The organism is Aquisalinus luteolus (assembly GCF_009712425.2).
Classification (GTDB): Bacteria; Pseudomonadota; Alphaproteobacteria; order Caulobacterales; family Parvularculaceae; genus Aquisalinus; species Aquisalinus luteolus.
In genome coordinates, this window is record NZ_VCJR02000002.1 from 601,463 (window position 1) to 620,306 (window position 18,844).

Consider the following 18,844-nt stretch of genomic DNA (forward strand, 5'->3'; position numbering starts at 1 on the left):
TAACCGATAACGAGGCGGGCCGTTGAGCCCGCCCTTTTATTTCCGGAGGAATACCCATGAAAACACTAGGCCATTTCATCGACGGACAGCATACGAACGGTAAATCCGACCGCCGCCACGATGTGTTTAACCCGACGACCGGCGAGACGCAGGCGCAGGCCGTGCTGGCGAGCCGTTCCGATGTCGAGGATGCCATCGCGTCTGCCCAGAAGGCGTTTCCCGGCTGGGCCGCAACCAACCCGCAACGCCGCGCCCGCGTCCTGTTCAAGTTCAAGGAACTGGTCGAGAAGGACATGGAAAACCTCGCCAAGATGCTCTCCTCCGAGCATGGCAAGACGATCCCGGATTCCCGTGGCGACGTGCAGCGCGGGCTGGAGGTGATCGAGTTTGCCTGCGGTATCCCTCACTTGCAAAAAGGGGAGTATACGGAAGGGGCGGGCCCCGGTATCGATGTCTATTCCATGCGCCAGCCGCTGGGTGTCGTTGCCGGTATCACGCCGTTCAACTTCCCGGCGATGATCCCGATGTGGATGTTCGGTGTCGCCATCGCCTGCGGTAACACCTTTATCAACAAGCCGTCGGAGAAAGACCCGTCCGTGCCCCTGCGCCTTGCCGAGCTGATGATGGAGGCGGGCGCACCGGAGGGTGTACTGAACGTCGTCAATGGCGACAAGGAATCCGTCGATACGCTGATCGAGGACCCGCGCGTCAAGGCCATCAGCTTCGTCGGTTCGTCCGACATCGCGCAATATATCTATGCCGGCGGCACGGCCCACGGCAAGCGCGTACAGGCCTTTGGCGGTGCCAAGAACCACATGATCATCCTGCCCGATGCGGACATGGACAATGTCGTCAACAACCTGATCGGCTCGGCCTATGGCTCCGCCGGCGAGCGCTGCATGGCGACGCCCGTCGCCGTGCCGGTGGGCGAGGAGACCGCCGACCGCCTGATCGACATGCTGAAGCCGCGCGTGGAAAGCCTTAAGATCGGCCCATCCACGGATGAAGGCTCGGACCTCGGTCCGCTCGTCTCCGCCGCCCATCGCGACCGTGTGCGCCAGTGGATCGGCAAGGCCGTCGAGGAAGGACAGGAGCTGGTCGTCGATGGCCGCGAGTTCACGCTGCAGGGATATGAGAATGGCTTCTTCATGGGCGGCACGCTGCTGGATCATGCAAAGCCCGGCCAGTCCTCCTATGAGGAGGAGATTTTCGGCCCGGTGCTGCAGGTCGTCCGGGCACAGAATTTCGAGGAAGCGGTCGAGCTGCCCTCCGACCACCAATATGGCAATGGCGTGGCGATCTTCACCCGCAATGGCGCCGCCGCGCGGGAGTTCGCGGCGCAGGTCAATGTCGGCATGGTCGGTATCAACGTGCCGATCCCGGTGCCGGTCTCCTATCACACCTTCGGCGGTTGGAAGCGGTCGAGCTTCGGCGACACCAACCAGCACGGGCCGGAAGGTGTGCGCTTCTGGACCAAGATAAAAACCATCACACAGCGCTGGCCGGAGGATGTGCAAGGCTCCGAATTCGTGATACCAACTATGAAATAAGTAGTTGGGCGCAACACGGGAGACAGACATGATCCGCATCTTCAGGGGCGGGCTCGCTCTGGTGCTGGCCTTTGCAGGCCTCGCCGGAACGGCCATTTCAACAGGAACGGCATGGGCGCAGGACTGGTCGGAAGACCTCGCCATGTTCCGGACGGAATTTTTCGAGGTCGATAACAGCTATTCAGCCGAGGAGCGGGCGCGTGCCGAAGCGCTGCTGGCCGAGCTGGAAGCCAATGCTGACGGCATGAGCGAACCGGCCTTCGTGCTTGCCCTCGCCGAGATCGTGGCTGTCGCCGACAATGGCCACACCGTGCTGCGCAACACCTATTGGCAGTCTCGCTACCCACGTCTTGCCGTGCGGTTCATGATTGCCGATGACGGGCTGTTCATCGCCGACGGGCAGGGCGACTATGAGGCGTTAGCAGGTCAGCGTGTCACGGCCGTTGAGGGCCTTGGCCTGTCTGAACTTCGCGACCACTTTGCGCCCTACCACCCCGGCCTTGAGGGTCATCGGGATGAGTATATCTACGCTTTCCTTGAAAGCCCGGACATTCTCAATGCAGCAGGGATCGCCGAGCGTTCGGACACTATCTCCGTGACGCTTTTGAATGGTGAAACGGTCCGTGTGGGAAACAGCGATGCCTGGCCGCCACTGGCCGGGATCTGGCAGATCATTCCACAAGCACGGGCTATCACCTTCTATAAGGCAGGGCTGGTCGACGGTGATCCGCTCTACCTGCAAGAGCCTGACGAGCTGCTGCGCTATGTGCCGATGCCCGAGCGTGATGCCGTCTATATCCAGTTCCGGGCCAATATAGATTTCTCCGGCCAGATGGATATGAGGCAAGCCGCGACCGACGCCCTCACCCGGCTGCAGGAGGATGCCCCGGCCTATGTGATTCTCGACCAGCGCTTCAATACCGGCGGAGACCTGAACACGACCCGCGACCTGATGCAGGCGATCCCGGAGATCGTCGGGGAGAGCGGGCATGTCTTCGCGATCACCTCCGCGCGGACCTTTTCGGCGGGCATTTCCAGTGTCGGTTACCTGAAACAGGCAGGCGGCGACAGGGTGACGATCATCGGTGCGCCGGTCGGCGACCCGCTGGAATTCTGGGCCGAAGGCGATGTTATCTTCCTGCCCCAGTCCGGTGCTAATATTGGCATATCGACCGAGCGGCATAACTACATGACCGGCTGCCCGGAGGATGATTGCCATGGCTCTATCCAGCGCCACCCGATTGCCGTCGACAGTCTGGCACCTGATTACCGGCCGGTGTTCACCTATGATGACTTTATCGCGGGCCGGGACCCATATCTCGAGGCGGCGCTTTCATTGATGCCCTGAGGGGCGCTAGACAGGATGACGGCACGGTCTACATGGCGGGTAAGCAATAAAGGAGATTTGACATGCCGACAGTCGTGATCACCGGTGCCAATCGCGGGATTGGCCTTGAGTTTACCCGCCAGTTCGCCGCCGATGGCTGGAGCGTCCACGCCAGTTGCCGCAACCCGGAAAGTGCCGATGAGCTGAACGCCATCGAGGGCGACGTCACTGTGTACAAGGCGGATATCACCAGCGAGAGCGTCCTTTCCTCCTTTGCCGGCGCCGTGTCCGGCCCGGTTGACCTGCTGATCGCCAATGCCGGCGTGATGGGGCCGAAGGGTGAGGGGCAGGAATTCGGCTCCCTCGATTTTGACGGGTGGGACGAAACCTTCCGTGTCAATACGATGGGCCCGTTGCGCACGGCTGAGGCTTTCCTGCCTGCGGTCGAGAAAGCGAAAGGCAAGATCGTCGCCATCACGTCCAAGATGGGGTCGATCGGCGATTCTTCCTCGGGGCGCATCATCTATCGCTCGACCAAATGCGGGCTGAACATGGCGATGAACATGGTCGCTGCCGCCTGCGCGCCCAAGGGCATCGCCGTCGGCACGCTGCATCCGGGCTGGGTGCGCACCGATATGGGCGGACCGAACGGGCTGATCGACACGACCGAAAGCGTGAGCGGCCTTCGCAAGGTGATCGACGGGCTGGAGCCGCAGGAGACGGCACCGTTTCTCGATTATGCCGGCAAGACCATACCATGGTGACAATCATAACTCCGCCGGGACAGGCGGGAATAAATCAGTAGGGAGACGACCATGAAAATCCTCTTCATCGGCCTCGGCCATATGGGCTCCGGCATGGCGGCGAACCTCGCCAAGGCCGGTCACGACGTAATGGCGCATGATTTGTCGGACGCTGCCGTAAAGCGCGCTGTCGAGGCCGGGTGCCGTGCCGCCGATGGCCTTGCCGGGGCAGCTGCAGAGGCCGATGCCGTCGTCTCCATGCTGCCCGCGGGCAAGCATGTGCGTGATGTCTATCTCGGCGAGGCGGGCATTGCCACGCGCGCCCGGGAAGGCACGCTGTTCATCGATTGCTCGACCATCGACGGCGAGAGTGCGATTGCCGTCGGCGAAGGGGCCAAGGCGCGGGGCTTTGCCTTCGTCGATGCGCCGGTCTCCGGCGGCACGGCGGCGGCGGAAGCGGGTACGCTGACCTTCATGGTCGGCGGGTCCACGGAGGATTTCGAGCGGGCACGGGAAGTGCTAAATGCCATGGGTAAGAACATATTCCACGCCGGTGATGTCGGTGCCGGGCAGGCCGCGAAGATCTGCAACAATATGCTGCTGGCGATCTCCATGATCGGCACGTGCGAGGCATTCAACCTGGCCGAGAAGCTGGGCCTCGACGCGCAGACCTTTTTCGACATCTCTTCCAAGGCCTCCGGCCAGTGCTGGTCGATGACGAGCTATTGCCCGGCGCCCGGGCCGGTGCCGGCGGCGCCATCAAACCGCGACTACCAGCCGGGCTTTGCCGCCGCAATGATGCTGAAAGACCTGCGCCTTGCCCATAACGCGGCGGAGAAGGTCAGGGCGGCCACGCCGCTCGGCACGCTGTCAGAGTCTCTTTACACGATGATGGAAGCGGCGGGGACGGATGATCTCGACTTTTCCGGCGTCATGAAGCTGATCCGGGGCGATTTGCAGAAATAGGAAGATGGGTTAGTGTGATACCATGAGGGGCAAAAATGGCTTTGTTTGATCCTGACGATCCAATTGATTGGCAAAAGACCCGCCAACTTGGAAAAGTACGCTTCATGATCCTACTGGCTCTTGCATGGGGATGGGTTACTGCAATCATTACGACGGTTCTGCTCTGCGCTTGGCAAGCAATGAGCGAGGGGTTTTCATTCCCTGATTTATTTTTCAGATTAGCCGTAACCATGCTGGTTTTCCCGTTGGTGGGACTTTGGTTCAGCCATAGCATCTGGCGACGCGCCGAGCGTAATTTTTTATCCTCAACACCGGAAAACTAGCCAGCTGATAACTGACATTAGGCTTCGGCTTTCTCAGTCGCCGCAGCCTCTGCCGTGATCGCTTTCAGGATCACTTCCGCCGTCGCCTTGTTCAGCGCCATGGGGATGTCATAGACCGAGCCGAGCCGCGTAAGCGCCTTTACGTCGACATCGTGGGGCATGGGCGAGAGCGGGTCCATGAAGAAGATCATCGTCTGCACACGGCCCTCGGCGATCATCGCGCCGATCTGCTGGTCGCCACCAAGGGGGCCGGACTTGACCGGCTTGATCGTCAGCGCCGGGCAGGCCTCTGCCAGCAGTCCGCCGGTGGTACCGGTCGCGACGATGGTGAAGGCAGACAGGGCGCCCTCGTGCCGCTTGGCGAAGGTGACCATCTCGGCCTTCTTCTTGTCATGGGCGATGAGCGCGATCGTCTTCTTGGCAGCGGGCATGGGCAAGTCTCCTCAGGGCCACCGGCCTAGCACGGTTGCGCACTATTCGCCAAGATCAGGGGCGCCAGGCTAGCCCGCTGACGGGTCGTTCGCATTGGTGACGGCGGCATCGAGGAAGGCGACGGCCTCGTCCAGCTCGTCGCGCCATTCGCAGCGCTCGCCGCGGCGCTGGCAGCGCTCCTGCAGGACCTTCAGATGGGCGAGGCGCTCCTCGGCCTTGTCGACATTGCCGTCGAGCAGTTCGAGCAGGCCGATGCGGTAATGGGCATCGAAAAAGCGCTCGTCCTTGGACATGGCGATGACGCGATAGAAATTCGCCTTCGCCTCGGCATTCTTGCCCTGCTTCACCTGGGACATGCCGATCATGTAGATCTGGTAGGCGGGCATGTCGCAGCTGCGCGCGGCGATGTCTTCCTCGTCCGGGCGCTGGCCGCTGTTGTAATCGGTGCCGGAGGGGCGCGACTGGGCGGTCAGGTCGCCGCCGCCGGCAGGGGCAGAGCCGCCGGCCCCGGCATCGGCTGCGGTCTGGTTGCCGCGGGCGGATTCATAGGCGAAATCCTCCATCATCTCGACCCGCTCGGCGCAGCGCAGATTCTTGCCGAACTCCAGCTCCGCGGTGGGGTAATCGCCGCGCATGAAGGCGGCCATCGCCTCGTCGCGCGGGCCGCCGCCGAAAATGGTGATGACGTCTTCTTCTTCCTGGGTGGGAGGCTCCGAAGCGGGCGCGTCCTCGTCCTGCATCGCGTGGGCGGGCATAAAAGCCAGGGCGGCGAGGCCGAAAGCGGCTGACAGGATGAATTTTCCGAACGTCACGATAGTCTTCCCTCTGTTTCCGGCCTCTGTTTTCCACAGTCTGGCACAGGATTGCCGTGGAGAACAGAGGGGGCGCGGGGGGTGTTTCACCGGATCAGGATTAGTCAAGGAGCGTAGCCCGCTTCGCGGCGCGCCTCTGGCGCGTCCTTGACAAATCCTGACCGGTAAAACAATTGCTCACCAAGCCTGTAAGGCAGAGTCTGCCTTACAGGCATTGGCGGACAACTTTCTCTTTCCACCCCCTCCGCCCCTTCGGGGCACCTCCCCCGTTTTGACGGGGGAGGAATGGCATCGCACGGAATCCGGAGCGCTTTTTTCTTCCCCCGCTTGCGGGGGAAGTACCGGCGAAGCCGGGGATGGGGGCATGCGCCGAAAGCGCCACAGGCGAGGGCCCGGCGGCGTTGAAGCGATCCGTCTTCGCCCTTCGGGCTTCGACGCGATAAAGGGGGCCCGTGGAAGCGGGGCGGTGCCCTTCAACATATCTGGTGGTATGGGCAGAGCCCACTTCCACGGCGGTGATCTGGTGCGGGGCCGATACCCAGCTCTCCCGTCCGCGGTGCTAAACCACGGAACACCGCTCCGGCGGACGATGCGAAGCTTGCGCACACCCTCGAGCGCCGCCGGAAACCTGATAGGACACCAGCCTCACCGCAGGAACGGCAGACGGCACCCCCTCACCCGGTCCTACCCGGGATAAAGGGAGAATAGGCGCGATGGCGGCGGTGGGGATAAGTATTGGTAGGGCAGGTGGGTCGATTAGACAGCTACCAATGTTTTGTAGAATCTTTATCATGCACCTCAAAGGAATCAATTACTCTAAGTAATAAACATATATGAGTGAAAATTTTTATATAAATGTACCAGAAAACCTAGAGGACTGGTTATCTGATAAGTCTGAAGCCTTGAGTGTTGCTCTGGCCAATAGAATGGTTTTGCGTGCATTGCCAATTCTGTTAAGTAGGCTTTGCTTATCTAGGCCTGGCAAATTTAAAGAATATATTCTTTAAATATTTAGATGCGCTTTTACAGTGAATTCAATATCTAGGTCTTACTTAATAGGCGGATTCTCTAATATAAATTATAAAAGATCTGATGTAAGAAAAACTGTAAGGGAGGTAGGGCGTATCGCCTCCATGCTCTCACGTGAGTTGACTGCAGTTGGATTGGATAATTTGGAAGAAAGGGCGCAAGCAGACGGCTCAGTATATTTTTTATCTCCCACCGATGTCTCGCGCGCCTTGGCAAAGGCGACTGATTCTTTGAGTTTCAGTATTGGCCCTTCTAGAGGGCGAATCAGCGATGTGGTGGCCTCTACAGCAAAGGTGGCCTGGTATTGTGATAGGGCTGGATTTGATACTGATACTTGGAAATTGATAAGAGAAGATATCGCAGCAGTACAAAATGAAAATTTGGACCCGGCAGCTTTATTAGATCAAAAGCTTTGGCGGGAAAATATGCCATTGTGGGTTGAGGGCCGGTGGGAGCAAGTAGAGACATACTTATTAAATGTACTCGATGAAAAATGGTATGTATGGCTTGAGTGGTACAGAAACTGCCTAAACGGAAACGTTAGGGACGTTCATCCAGATTTGGATAGAGTAATGCTTCACTTGGAGGATAATGACTTCTGGGATGGAGGTGTCACGAATATTAACAACTACATCGACAGCCTAATCGAGAGACCTAGTGCACCACAACAGATTGCAGCTCCAATTAGGGCGGAAATCGATAGCCAAGGTTTTATCCGTATAAAAACTGATGCTGCTCGTGAGGAGGTGGCTGGTGAGGGTCTTTCACAGCTTTTTACCTCTCTTAAAGAATTAACCGTATCGTTTTGTGAGGATTTGAGGGGATCTAATATTTCGCGTTTCGCTGTATCTAAGTTTGATCGCTATCAGAAGGCATTGGGTGACGACATTGCGAATTTTAGGTCTGTTCACACGTATATTATGCTGAGAAACGCTTGCGCGAGTGTTGATGCCGATGAATTTCATACTTTGAATGATGTTTTAAAAGCCGATCTAGAAGAAATTCGAGCGCTGCAATGGTCAATTTCTGATGCATTTGACGAATTCCAGAAGACTATTCAGCATATGTACAGAGGTGAGGGGGTAAATGTTTCTCCCGAAATAGTCTCGAAAATAAACTCAGTTCATAACTCTGATTTGGCTAGGCGCGTTCAATCTGAGGAGTTGAGACGTGTCGAGGCTGATTTAATTGATGGGGCGTGTGAAGGTGCAAGTAATGAAAGTAAAATAGACTTAGTTAGGACTCAATACAATATTTGGGCAGCATCAAAATCGTTTATAAACAACTTGGGAATAAACATCAGAATTGGAATTGAACTTTATAGTGACGATTTGGATGCATTTCTAGATAAGGCGTTGCGGGCGATTTCGGATGAGAAAGCTCGTTTTACTAAAGACCCAATTAAAAGAATCATTGAATATATTAAACTTTTACAGCCAGTCATTAATCTCATTAGGTACAAACTCAACTTGTAGCAATAGAGCGTTGCGCCGTAGGGCGGGTGGACCCGGTTGGTGACACCCGCCGCTTGTGGGGATGGAAGGCTCTGAGTGGAGGGTATCGCGTCGCTCCACCCGACCTGCGACGGGAGGCGTCAAGGCGGTCAGTCCGAGCTTGTCTTGGCGAGTGTATATGGACTCCACCCCGGCGCATTGAAAATGCCAAGAAACTTCTTTGATTTTACAACAGTAAAATTGACTTGATCCCCAGCGGAGGCCGTGAAGGTTACGCCCTCGGACGTTTCGAGGACGTCGCTTGACGTAAAACGGCCTTCCGGGTCCTCGCCAATGAAGAAGCCGCGCCCGACAAATAAGTGAAAAGTTCCGGCCGGTATACTTGCCTGCACGCGCGAGCGCATCGGGATTGTTACCGCACCTTCAATCCCGCCGAAGGTAAAGTGTTGTTCGGAGAGATCTTCCCACACGCCGCCATTCATCAAGATCAGGTAACCAGTCGGTTTTTCATCCTCGAGCCTTCCCGAAGGCATGTATGTCTTGGTTTTTGACTTGAAAATATGGATGTTCTTTGAGATGTCGTGATTGTAGACGGTTATCTTGGCCGAGTTTACATTGGAGTCTTCGATTATCTGCTTCAGGGTGTTTGATATTTCTGTATGGAATTTCTCTCGGGACCATCCGCTGGTAATGACATGTAAATCCGAGAGTTTTTGCTGACCACTGATAGTGAGATCAGGGATCAGCATTTTTTCCAAGAGCGCAGGCACAATCCAGCGAATACTCGGATGCTGGCTGGCTGCCTTCTCCTTCGCTATGGCGATTTCCTTGTGAACATAGGAGTTAGGGCGCTTGTAGTATGACTTGGAGAGCACCAACAGGAAGGCTGAAGCGCCATAGATTCGCTGCCTGATCTTGGCTTCCCAGGCTTCGCCCCCTTCCATTCCCTTTTCGTCGACCCAGTAAGGAATCGAATTGGCCTCCAGGTGATTCAGGATACTGCGAACCTTGCCCTTGTCTTCCCTGAAGTAGGAGACGAATACATATTGCCCCGAATTAGACACGACCTGCCACCCCCTCTTTGATGGCACCGACTATGTGGGCGGGAAGAAATTCAGGCAAGAAAAAAGCCCGGCGCTTGGGGCGCCGGGCTTTTGGGATATTGTAGGGCGGGTGGAGCCGTCAGGCGATACCCGCCAGCGCGGTATTGGTTTATGGGCCGGCGTGGCGGGTATCGCATTCGCTCCACCCGCCCTGCGGTTAGTACCGGTACGCGTCGCTCTTGTACGGGCCTTTTTTCTCGACGCCGATATAGTCGGCCTGCTCGTCGGTCAGCTCGGTCAGTTTCGCGCCGATCTTGTCGAGGTGCAGCTTGGCGACCTTTTCGTCGAGGTGCTTCGGCAGGACATAGACCTTGTTCTCGTACTGGTCGCCCTTGGTGAACAGCTCGATCTGGGCCAGCGTCTGGTTGGTGAAGCTCGCCGACATGACGAAGCTGGGGTGGCCGGTGGCGTTGCCGAGGTTGAGCAGGCGGCCCTGGCTGAGCAGCAGCATGCGTTTCTGGTCAGGGAACTCGATCATGTCGACCTGGTCCTTGATATTGGTCCACTTGAAGTTCTTCAGGCCGTCGACCTGGATCTCGTTATCGAAGTGGCCGATATTGCCGACGATCGCCATGTCCTTCAGCGAGCGCATGTGATCGACGGTCAGCACGTCCTTGTTGCCGGTCGCGGTGATGACAATGTCCGCCCGCGGCGCACCGTCATCCATGGTCACGACCTCGAACCCGTCCATGGCGGCCTGCAGGGCGCAGATCGGGTCGATCTCGGTGACCATGACGCGGGCGCCTGCACCGCGCAGGGACTCAGCCGAGCCCTTGCCGACATCGCCATAGCCGGCGACGAGGGCGGTCTTGCCGGCCATCATCACGTCCGTGCCGCGGCGGATGCCGTCGACGAGGCTCTCGCGGCAGCCATATTTGTTGTCGAATTTCGACTTGGTGACGCTATCGTTCACGTTGATCGCCGGGAAGGGCAGCTCGCCGCGTTTCTCGCGCTGGTAAAGGCGCAGGACGCCGGTGGTGGTCTCCTCGGTCACGCCCTTGATGCTGGCCTTGACGCGGGAATAGAAGCCCGGGTCGCGGGCGAGGCGTTCCTTGATGACGCGGAAGAGTTCTTTTTCCTCGTCATTGCCCGGCTTGTCGAGGACGGAGGGGTCTTCCTCTGCCTTGGAGCCCAGCAGGATGAGCATGGTGGCATCGCCGCCATCGTCGAGGATCATGTTGGCGAGCGAGCCGTCCGGCCATTCCCAGATCTTGTCGCAATAGTCCCAGTATTCGGCCAGCGTCTCGCCTTTCTTGGCGAAGACCGGCGTGCCGTTGGCGGCGACGGCGGCGGCGGCGTGGTCCTGGGTCGAATAGATGTTGCAGGAGACCCAGCGCACTTCCGCGCCGAGGGCTTCCAGCGTCTGGATCAAGACGGCGGTCTGGATCGTCATGTGCAGGGAGCCGGCGATCTTCGCGCCTTTCAGCGGCTGCTTGGCGCCGTATTCTTCGCGGGTCGCCATCAGGCCCGGCATCTCGGTCTCGGCGATCTGGATTTCCTTGTTGCCGTATTCGGCGAGGTTGATGTCCTTGACGATGTAGTCTTCGCTCATGGGAGCCCCTTTCAGGTGTTTGCTCAAAAACCGTTTGTTGGGCGCGTGTATAGCAGCGCGGCCCGGCTACGCCAAGACGATATAAAGATTTCTTTATGTCCGGCCAGTGGAGAGGGCGTGAGCGGCTATTTCAGGTCGCGCAGGATGGCGGTGAGGCCCTCGCGATAGCTGGGATAGCGCAGGGTGTAGTCGAGGGTTTTCTTCACGCAAGTGTTCGCGACGCGCTTGTTCTCGGCATAGAAGCTGCGGGCCATGGGCGAGAGCTGGGCGGTGTCGAGGTCGATCAGCGGCGGCGGGTCGAGCCCGAGCAGGTAGGCGGCGTATTCGATCACCTCGTGGGGCGGGGAGGGCAGGTCGTCGGCGAGGTTGAGGGCATGGGTCTCCGGCCATTTCTCCACCGGGCAGGTCAGCAGCGCGGCGATGATGCCGGCGATGTCGGCCTGGTGGATGCGCGAGAAGACCTGGCCTTTTTTATAAATGCGCTGGCCGCCAAGGGCGTTGGGGTCGCCGGTGCCGTCGTGCTGGGCCTTCAGGGTCTCGAGGGCGTTGCGGCCGGGGCCGTATATGCCGGCAAGGCGCAGGTTCACCTCGGCGCAGCCATTGGCGGCGGCGAAATCCTCCCAGCCATGCTCGGCCTTCAGCCGGCGGCGGCCACGCTGGCTGGTAGGCAGGACCGGGCTTTCCTCGTTGACCCAGCGGCCCTCATGGTCGCCATAGACGCCGGTCGAGGAGCAATAGAGGATCGAGCGAACATGGGAGAGGGCGGCGGGTTTCGCGCCGGTCAGCGCCTGCAGCCCGGCAAGGGCGGGGTCGCCAGCCTCGCCCGGGGAGACGGAGACGAGAATGTCGGTGACGGGCGGGCCCTCGGCGGGGGAGAGCGCCTCTGAGGGCAGGCGGTTGGGCGCGTCCCAGAGCACGGCGCGGATGCCGGTTTCGTCGATCTCGCGCGCCTTGCTCGCATCGCGGGTGGTGCCGGAGACATGCCAGCCGCGCTCCAGCATTTCGCGGGCGGCGGCACCGGCGGAATAGCCGAGCCCGAGGCAGAGAAGATGGCCGTTTCTCATTTTGTCCGTACTACACTCACTGAGACACTCACTGGTCGTCCTTGCGGATATGCTCCAGGAAACCGCGGGCGGCATCCTCGATCAGGTCCAGCACATGCTCGAACCCGTCATCGCCACCATAATACGGATCGGGCACTTCGCGTTCCGAACCTGTCCCGAAATCAAGAAACAGGCGGATGTCGCAGTCGCGGTTGGGCGGGGCCATGGAGAGCAGGTTGGCGTGGTTCGACAGGTCCATCGCCATCAGGTAGTCGAACTCGTAGAAGTCGGCGAGGTCGACCTTGCGCGCGCGCTGGGCCGAGAGGTCGTAGCCGCGGCGCTTCGCGGCGGCCATCATGCGCTGGTCCGGGCTGTGGCCCTCATGCCAGCCGCCAGTGCCGGCACTGTCGATATAGACCTCGACGTCTTCATCCTTGGCCAGTGCGCGGAACACGCCCTCCGCCGCAGGCGAGCGGCAGATATTGCCGAGACAGACGAACAGAACGCGTTTCATGGGCGGGCCTTCCTGATGCTTTGAGGGCTGCTCCACCCCTGCTACAACGGCGCCATGCAGAGTGCAAAAAATATCGTGATCCTGACAGGCGCCGGGGTGAGTGCCGATAGCGGTGTGGCGACGTTCCGCGATGCGGGCGGTATCTGGGCGCAATATTCGATCGAGGAGGTGGCGACGCCGGAGGCTTTCTCCCGTGACCCGGAAAAAGTGCATGGCTTCTACAATATGCGCCGGGCCGGGCTGAAGGGCGTGGAGCCGAACGCCGCGCACCACGCGCTGGCGCGGCTGGAGCGGGAGCTGGCGGCCCGCGGCGGGAAGGTGACGCTGGTCAGCCAGAATGTCGATGATTTGCACCGGCGGGCGGGGTCGGAAAACATCCTCGCCATGCATGGCGCGCTGGCCGAGGTGCTCTGTCAATTTTGCCGCCATGTCGCGCCGTGGACGGAGGATCTGTCACTCGAGACGCAGTGCCCTGAATGCGGGTCGGCCAAGGGCATGCGGCCCAATGTCGTCTGGTTCGGGGAGGTACCGCATCACCTCGACGAGATCGCCATGGCGCTGGCCGAGGCGGACCTGTTTGTTGCCATCGGCACGTCGGGCGCGGTCTATCCCGCCGCCGGGCTGGTCGCCGAGGCCCGCTCGCTCCATATCCCTTGCGTGGAACTGAACCTGGAACCATCCGACAATGCGCGGCTTTTCACCGACCGGCGCTATGGCAAGGCGAGCGAGGTCGTGCCGGAATGGGTCGAGAATATTCTCGCCGAGATGGAGGACTGAATGGGCTTGCGCGATGATATGAAAGAAGCGTCAGTCTGGAAAGACTATCGTGCCAAGGCGCGTCGTGCAGCAATAGCGTTTCCCGTGTTCCTGGTGGTTATGCTGATAGGCGCCATGGCAAGCGAGATACTGGTTGCTGAGTGGCCAATTTATGTGGCGCTCTTGATAGGGTTTTTGGCAGTGATAACTATCATCGGTGTGTTCGGTGCCGAAGTCTTTCATGACGATTAGTCATTGCACGAATTTTTAGGAGGAAACCATGGTCGAGAAATTGAGCGAGAAGGAACGGGCGGAGTTCATCAACGAGTTTCCGCAATGGGCACAGGTCGAGGGCCGGGACGCGGTCAAGAAGTCGTTCAAGTTCGCCGATTTCAACGAGGCCTTTGGCTTCATGACGCGGGTGGCGCTGATGGCCGACAAGATGGATCACCACCCCGAATGGTTCAACGTCTACAACTCCGTCGAGATTACCCTGTCGACCCATGATGCGGGCGAGGATGGCGGCCTGTCGGAACGCGACGTGGCGCTCGCGGCCTTCATAGAAAAGGCAGCCGCCCTGTTCAAACCTGAATAGGCGGCTGCCGGGTGTGGCGTGAAGCCCGGGCCGCCTGTTCGGGCGACCCGTGCCGGTCGAGACTAGCTCTCGATGAAGGCGAGAAGGTCGGCATTGATCAGTGCAGGGTGGGTTGCGAACAGCCCGTGCGACAATCCCTCATAGGTCTGCAGCGTGCCGTCCTGCAGCAGGGTGACGGCCTTGCGGGCGGTTTCATCGATCGGGACGAGCTGGTCGTCCTCGCCATGCATCACGAGGACCGGTACGCTGATCGCCTTGAGGTCTTCGGTGAAATCTGTTTCGGAGAAGGCAGCGATGCTGTCATACTGCGCCTTGGCACCGCCCTCCATGCCCTGGCGCCACCAGTTCTGGATCAGCCCTTCGCTGACCTCGGCGCCCCCACGATTGAAGCCGTAAAACGGCCCTGAGGCTATATCGAGGAAGAACTGTGCCCGGTTCTCGATCAGGTCGGCGCGGAAGCCGTCGAAGACTTCCAGCGGGATGCCGTTCGGATTGCTCTCGGTACGCATCATGATCGGCGTTACTGCGCCGATCAGCACGGCTTTCGACACGCGGCCGGGTTCGGCCCGGGCGACATAGCGCGCCACGACGCCGCCACCGGTGGAATGGCCGATATGAATGGCATCATGCAGGTCGAGGGCGGAAACCAGATCTTCCGTGTCCGATGCATAGGTGTCCATGTCATTGCCGGTATCGGTCTGGTCGGAACGCCCATGGCCGCGGCGGTCGAAGGCGATGACGCGATAGCCTTGTGCGTGGAAGAACAGCATCTGGTTGTCCCAGTCGTCGGCGCTGAGCGGCCAGCCATGATGGAAGACGATGGGGCGGGCATCCTTTGGACCCCAGTCCTTGTAAAAGATGCGTGTACCGTCTCTGGTGGTGATCGTAGACATTTGGGTTTCTCCTTGGGTTTCAATTGCAGGTGACGTGGTTGAGGGGGCGACGGCGGCCATCGCGTGGCTGTGGCCGGCAGTGAGGGCGGCGAAGGCTATCGCCGGGATCAGGGATTTGGTCAGCATGGTAGTCTCCTAATTATATTGCGATAATCATTATCGCGATAATTAATTAGATGCGCTCTCGGCGATGGCTCGTCAAGAGAAAAGTTATCGCGATAAAAATTATTTTGATATGGATTTGCGGCTTCGGCCCTGCTATGGTCGTTCGCCATGACCAAAACAAAGACAAAATCCGCCCCGCCACCGCTGAAGGATCACATCTGTCGGACGATCTATTCGGCGAACCTGGCGATACAGCGTATCCACAAGGCGTCACTCGACGAGATGGGGATCACTTATCCGCAATATCTGGTCATGAACCTGTTGTGGGAGCGGGATGGCAGGACCGTGGGCGACCTCGCCAGGACACTTGAACTGGAGGCGAGTACACTGACGCCACTACTCAAGCGGCTCGAAACGGCAGGCCATTTACGCCGGGTACGCAACCCGCAGGACGAACGCCAGGTGTTGATCAGCCTGACTGAAAAGGGGCGTGAGCTGCGGGACGTGGCTGGCTGCGTCGGCGCCAATTTGCTAAGCCGTTCCGGCATGTCGATGGACGAATTGCAGCAGTTAAATCGCAGTATCGCCAAGCTTCACGATCGCCTGATCGACTCAGCCGACGACGATTCCTAGAGATCTGGAGTTTGTTGTTCGGTTGTGGCTGGAACGGTGCAACCGGTCCGCGAACGTGACCGCCCATCTCAACAGTTTCTCAATATTTCTCTGGCTCTATTTGTAGTGGGGGGAAGGCGTGACTGTGGGACAGGTTCATGAGTGCGACCCCGAAGAAGTCTTCCAACAAGGTCCGGGACAACACGCTTAGTGCAGGCGTGTTGCTGGAGGCGCTGGAACTGGTCGAGGCCGGTATCGTCGTCTTCGACGAGGACTACAGCCTGCTTTATGGTAACCAGCACAGCCGCCAGTGCTTTCCCTATCTCTATGAGGCATTCGAAAGCGGCAAGAGCTGGCCTGAAGCCGTGCGCGAACAGTCGCTGAATATCGGTGCGGCGCCTGATGCCGACGCACTTGAGGCGCGGGTTTCCTATGTCGTCGACAGCCTGAAGAACAACAAGGTCACGGAAGTGACCGGCGCGGGCGGGCGGAAAATGTCCGTCGTGCACCGGCCGCTCTCGCACGGTCGCAGGGTCGGGGTCAGCTTCGACATCACCGAGCTGCGCAAGCGCGAATGCGATCTTGCCGAGGCCCTCGACAAAGCAGAGGCGGCAAGCCGGGCCAAGTCGGACTTTCTGGCCACGATGAGCCATGAAATCCGTACACCCATGAATGGCGTGCTGGGCATGGCGGACCTGTTGCGAGATACGCAGCTCGATGAAGACCAGCGGCTTTACGTCGAGACGATCTGCAAATCCGGCAATGCGCTGCTGACCATCATCAACGATATCCTGGATTTCTCGCGGATCGAGGCTGACCGGCTGGACCTTGAATCCGTGCCTTTCGATCTCGCCGACTGCATCGACCAGGTTTTGACCCTGATGTCGGAACGGGCACGGGAGAAATCGCTGGGTCTCGTCATGCGCTATCCGCGCACCCTGCCGCGCCATGTGATCGGCGATGACGGGCGGGTGAGGCAGATCGTGCTGAACCTTGTCGGCAATGCCCTGAAATTTACCGAGACCGGCGAAGTCGAGGTTGGTGTGAAGATGGAATACCGGGCGGGCCAGAGCGTTTTTGTGATAGAGGTGAAGGATACCGGCATCGGCATCAGTGCGGAAAACCTCGAGCGTATTTTCGAGGAATTTCAGCAGGCGGACAATTCCACGACCAGAACCTATGGTGGCACCGGCCTCGGGTTGGCGATCACGCGGCGCCTCGTACAGCGCATGGGCGGCGATCTGAGCGTGACCTCGGTCGAAGGCCAGGGCTCGACCTTTGTCGTCAGGTTGCCGATGGACCTGGCCCAGATCCCCGATGACGAAGATGCCGACGATGACGATCGGGGAGCGGAGACTTCGTCACCGCTGCGCAAGCGCCGTGTGATGATGGCCGAGGACAACGAGGTCAACCAGCTGGTCGTCCGGCACATGCTGGACAAGGAAAGATACCAGCTGGATATCGTCGGCAATGGCCGCGAGGCGCTTGACCGCTATCAGCAGGACCCGAAGGGGTGGGACCTGATCCTGATGGATATCTCCATGCCGGTCATGGACGGGGTCGAGGCGACGCGGCGCATTCGCGGGTTCGAAATGGCCGAAGGGTTGGACCCGATCCCGGTAATCTGCCTGACGGCCCATGTGCTCGACAAGGCGCGGGAGACCTGTGCCGAGGCGCAGATGAGCGATTACCTGTCAAAGCCGATCCAGCGCGACCTGCTCGTCGGCATGATCGAGCGCTGGGCTTCGGATAACGGAAGTGGTGAGGGCGATCAATCGGATGACCGATCGTCCTCTTTCAATGCCTCTGCCTGATCCTAGCCATCGGCAAGGGCAGCCCCGCCACGGGTGATGACCGCGCCCATGCCGAACAGGAGCGCGACGACCCAGACCAGCATGCCAAGGAACGGGATGATGCCGATCACCAGCAGGATGATACCGGCCAGCGCCGTCCACACGATGCGGCTGACGATATAGGGCTGGGCGTCATTGCCGAGCCTGCCGCGCAGCCACATGCCCGCATGATAGAGGACGGCAGCATAGGCGAAGGGCACGAGCGCACAGATCAGCGCCAGCATGACAAAGCCTGCCGAGATGCCGATAATGCTGATCATGAAGGCGAGGCCCATCAGCGGCATGACAACCACGACAAGCACACCGATACCGAGGCTCGTCAGTGGCTTTTCGGCGATCATCGCGCTGGAGCGCGTCATCAGGCCCGGGAACAGCGCGGCGATGATCAGGATCAGCAGGCCGAGGCCGGCGAGGAACAGGATCGCACCAAACAGGGCCGCGATGATTGCCTCGGGGCTGAAGGCGGACGGTTTCTTCTCCAGCTCTTCTTCGATGATCTCACCCGTGACGCTGGCGCCGGGGGACAGGATGAATTCTTCTGCCGCCCAGGTCAGGTCGCCGCTAATGACGACGCCTTCACCGATAGTCACGGTGCCGCCGGTAAGATAGGCGTCGCCGGTGACGTTGGCGGTGAGCGAGATGTTGCCGCCAGAGGCGCGCAGTTCCCCGCCGATGGGGGCGCCGATCTCGATATTGCCGCCATTCAGCATGGCAGAGCCGCCGATGGTCATGTCTTCGTCGATCTGGATATTGCCGGCAAACGCGATGACATCGTCGGTGATTGTGCCGGAGGCGAGCTCGACATTGCCGCCGGTCAGGATGACGTCGGACGCATCGATATCGCTCAGTGAAATGTCCCCGCCCGCGGCGACAATGTGGTCTGCGCTCGCTCCCTCGAAGCGGATCGTGCCGCCTGCCGCGATGATGTCATCCGGCGAGGAGGCTGTGACAGTCACTTCGCCGCCGGCGGCAAAGCCCATATCGGTCAGCTCGCCCGACAGGGTCGGCGAATCGCCGGCGCTCGCCTCGATCTGGGCGTTCAGCGTTGCCGTGCCTGCGACGAGAAGGATGAGAATGGCAAGCACGATGCCGATCGGCCGCCATGAAAATGCAGTCTGGGTCATGCCCGTCTCCCGTGCGGACGGGGCGGCGCTTGCGTCCCCGGCCGTTATCGCCCTCTGT

The 18,844-nt window shown here is 59.5% G+C and carries 19 protein-coding genes; 11 read left to right on the plus strand and 8 right to left on the minus strand.

The genetic code is table 11. The annotated features are described in order from the left end of the window. The first annotated feature begins 56 nt into the window (after positions 1-56). The 5 genes from FF098_RS11425 (at position 57) to FF098_RS11445 (ending at position 4,909) form a co-directional block, all read left to right on the plus strand. Positions 57-1,550, plus strand: coding sequence for a CoA-acylating methylmalonate-semialdehyde dehydrogenase (locus tag FF098_RS11425; protein ID WP_155140583.1), 1,494 nt, complete (start codon positions 57-59; stop codon positions 1,548-1,550). Positions 1,551-1,578: 28 nt separating this feature from the next. Further along, entirely contained in the window at positions 1,579-2,898 is a 1,320-nt protein-coding gene (locus FF098_RS11430; RefSeq protein ID WP_155140585.1) for a S41 family peptidase, read from the plus strand. A gap of 62 nt (positions 2,899-2,960) precedes the next feature. Continuing rightward, a complete protein-coding gene (locus FF098_RS11435; RefSeq protein ID WP_155140587.1) occupies positions 2,961-3,641 on the plus strand; it encodes an SDR family oxidoreductase in 681 nt (226 codons plus the stop codon). 51 nt (positions 3,642-3,692) lie between these two features. Then, positions 3,693-4,586, plus strand: coding sequence for a 3-hydroxyisobutyrate dehydrogenase (gene mmsB, locus FF098_RS11440; protein WP_155140589.1), 894 nt, complete (start codon positions 3,693-3,695; stop codon positions 4,584-4,586). A 35-nt stretch (positions 4,587-4,621) separates the two neighbouring features. After that, a complete protein-coding gene (locus FF098_RS11445; protein WP_155140591.1) occupies positions 4,622-4,909 on the plus strand; it encodes a hypothetical protein in 288 nt (95 codons plus the stop codon). A gap of 17 nt (positions 4,910-4,926) precedes the next feature. On the opposite strand, the gene FF098_RS11450 is transcribed toward FF098_RS11445, so the two are convergent. Together FF098_RS11450 and FF098_RS11455 are read right to left on the minus strand one after the other, a co-directional pair. Beyond that, positions 4,927-5,340, minus strand: a complete 414-nt coding sequence (locus FF098_RS11450; RefSeq protein WP_155140593.1) for a methylglyoxal synthase — start codon at positions 5,338-5,340, stop codon at positions 4,927-4,929. Between the two features lie 69 nt (positions 5,341-5,409). After that, positions 5,410-6,153, minus strand: coding sequence for a tetratricopeptide repeat protein (locus FF098_RS11455; protein ID WP_155140594.1), 744 nt, complete (start codon positions 6,151-6,153; stop codon positions 5,410-5,412). A 1,133-nt stretch (positions 6,154-7,286) separates the two neighbouring features. Between FF098_RS11455 and FF098_RS11460 the strand changes: the two genes are divergently transcribed. Continuing rightward, positions 7,287-8,657 (plus strand): hypothetical protein, encoded by a 1,371-nt coding sequence (locus tag FF098_RS11460; protein ID WP_155140596.1) that lies wholly within the window; start codon positions 7,287-7,289, stop codon positions 8,655-8,657. A 128-nt stretch (positions 8,658-8,785) separates the two neighbouring features. Here the strand turns inward: FF098_RS11460 and FF098_RS11465 are convergent, their stop codons facing one another. From FF098_RS11465 to FF098_RS11480, 4 genes are all read right to left on the minus strand, one after another. Next, the gene (locus tag FF098_RS11465; protein ID WP_155140598.1) at positions 8,786-9,700 is read right to left on the minus strand and encodes a toll/interleukin-1 receptor domain-containing protein; all 915 of its coding nucleotides are present in this window, start codon (positions 9,698-9,700) and stop codon (positions 8,786-8,788) included. A gap of 196 nt (positions 9,701-9,896) precedes the next feature. Beyond that, positions 9,897-11,291 (minus strand): adenosylhomocysteinase, encoded by a 1,395-nt coding sequence (gene ahcY / locus FF098_RS11470; RefSeq protein WP_155140600.1) that lies wholly within the window; start codon positions 11,289-11,291, stop codon positions 9,897-9,899. 125 nt (positions 11,292-11,416) lie between these two features. Continuing rightward, entirely contained in the window at positions 11,417-12,355 is a 939-nt protein-coding gene (locus FF098_RS11475; protein ID WP_155140602.1) for an SDR family oxidoreductase, read from the minus strand. Positions 12,356-12,383: 28 nt separating this feature from the next. Beyond that, positions 12,384-12,848 (minus strand): low molecular weight protein-tyrosine-phosphatase, encoded by a 465-nt coding sequence (locus FF098_RS11480; protein ID WP_155140604.1) that lies wholly within the window; start codon positions 12,846-12,848, stop codon positions 12,384-12,386. 54 nt (positions 12,849-12,902) lie between these two features. On the opposite strand from FF098_RS11480, the gene FF098_RS11485 reads away from it, so the two are divergent. From FF098_RS11485 to FF098_RS11495, 3 genes are read left to right on the plus strand one after another with little or no spacing between them, the layout of a single operon-like run. Beyond that, positions 12,903-13,625, plus strand: a complete 723-nt coding sequence (locus tag FF098_RS11485; protein ID WP_155140606.1) for an NAD-dependent deacylase — start codon at positions 12,903-12,905, stop codon at positions 13,623-13,625. Beyond that, positions 13,626-13,856: a hypothetical protein gene (locus FF098_RS11490; RefSeq protein WP_155140608.1), complete on the plus strand. Its 231-nt coding sequence runs from the start codon at positions 13,626-13,628 to the stop codon at positions 13,854-13,856. It begins immediately after the preceding gene. A gap of 28 nt (positions 13,857-13,884) precedes the next feature. Further along, positions 13,885-14,199 (plus strand): 4a-hydroxytetrahydrobiopterin dehydratase, encoded by a 315-nt coding sequence (locus FF098_RS11495; RefSeq protein WP_155140610.1) that lies wholly within the window; start codon positions 13,885-13,887, stop codon positions 14,197-14,199. Between the two features lie 62 nt (positions 14,200-14,261). Here FF098_RS11495 and FF098_RS11500 read toward each other — a convergent pair whose 3' ends face one another. Beyond that, positions 14,262-15,092 carry an alpha/beta fold hydrolase gene (locus tag FF098_RS11500; RefSeq protein ID WP_155141371.1) on the minus strand — a complete coding sequence of 277 codons (831 nt, stop codon included), beginning with the start codon at positions 15,090-15,092 and terminating at the stop codon, positions 14,262-14,264. A 273-nt stretch (positions 15,093-15,365) separates the two neighbouring features. Here FF098_RS11500 and FF098_RS11505 point away from each other — a divergent pair, with 273 nt between their 5' ends. Together FF098_RS11505 and FF098_RS11510 are read left to right on the plus strand one after the other, a co-directional pair. After that, complete coding sequence (locus FF098_RS11505; protein WP_155140612.1) at positions 15,366-15,830, plus strand: MarR family winged helix-turn-helix transcriptional regulator; 465 nt, start codon at positions 15,366-15,368, stop codon at positions 15,828-15,830. A 137-nt stretch (positions 15,831-15,967) separates the two neighbouring features. After that, on the plus strand, positions 15,968-17,623 hold the full coding sequence (locus tag FF098_RS11510; protein WP_155140614.1) for an ATP-binding protein: 1,656 nt from the start codon (positions 15,968-15,970) through the stop codon (positions 17,621-17,623). Between the two features lie 2 nt (positions 17,624-17,625). On the opposite strand, the gene FF098_RS11515 is transcribed toward FF098_RS11510, so the two are convergent. Continuing rightward, positions 17,626-18,786 carry a hypothetical protein gene (locus tag FF098_RS11515; RefSeq protein ID WP_155140616.1) on the minus strand — a complete coding sequence of 387 codons (1,161 nt, stop codon included), beginning with the start codon at positions 18,784-18,786 and terminating at the stop codon, positions 17,626-17,628. Between the last annotated feature and the right edge of the window lie 58 nt (positions 18,787-18,844).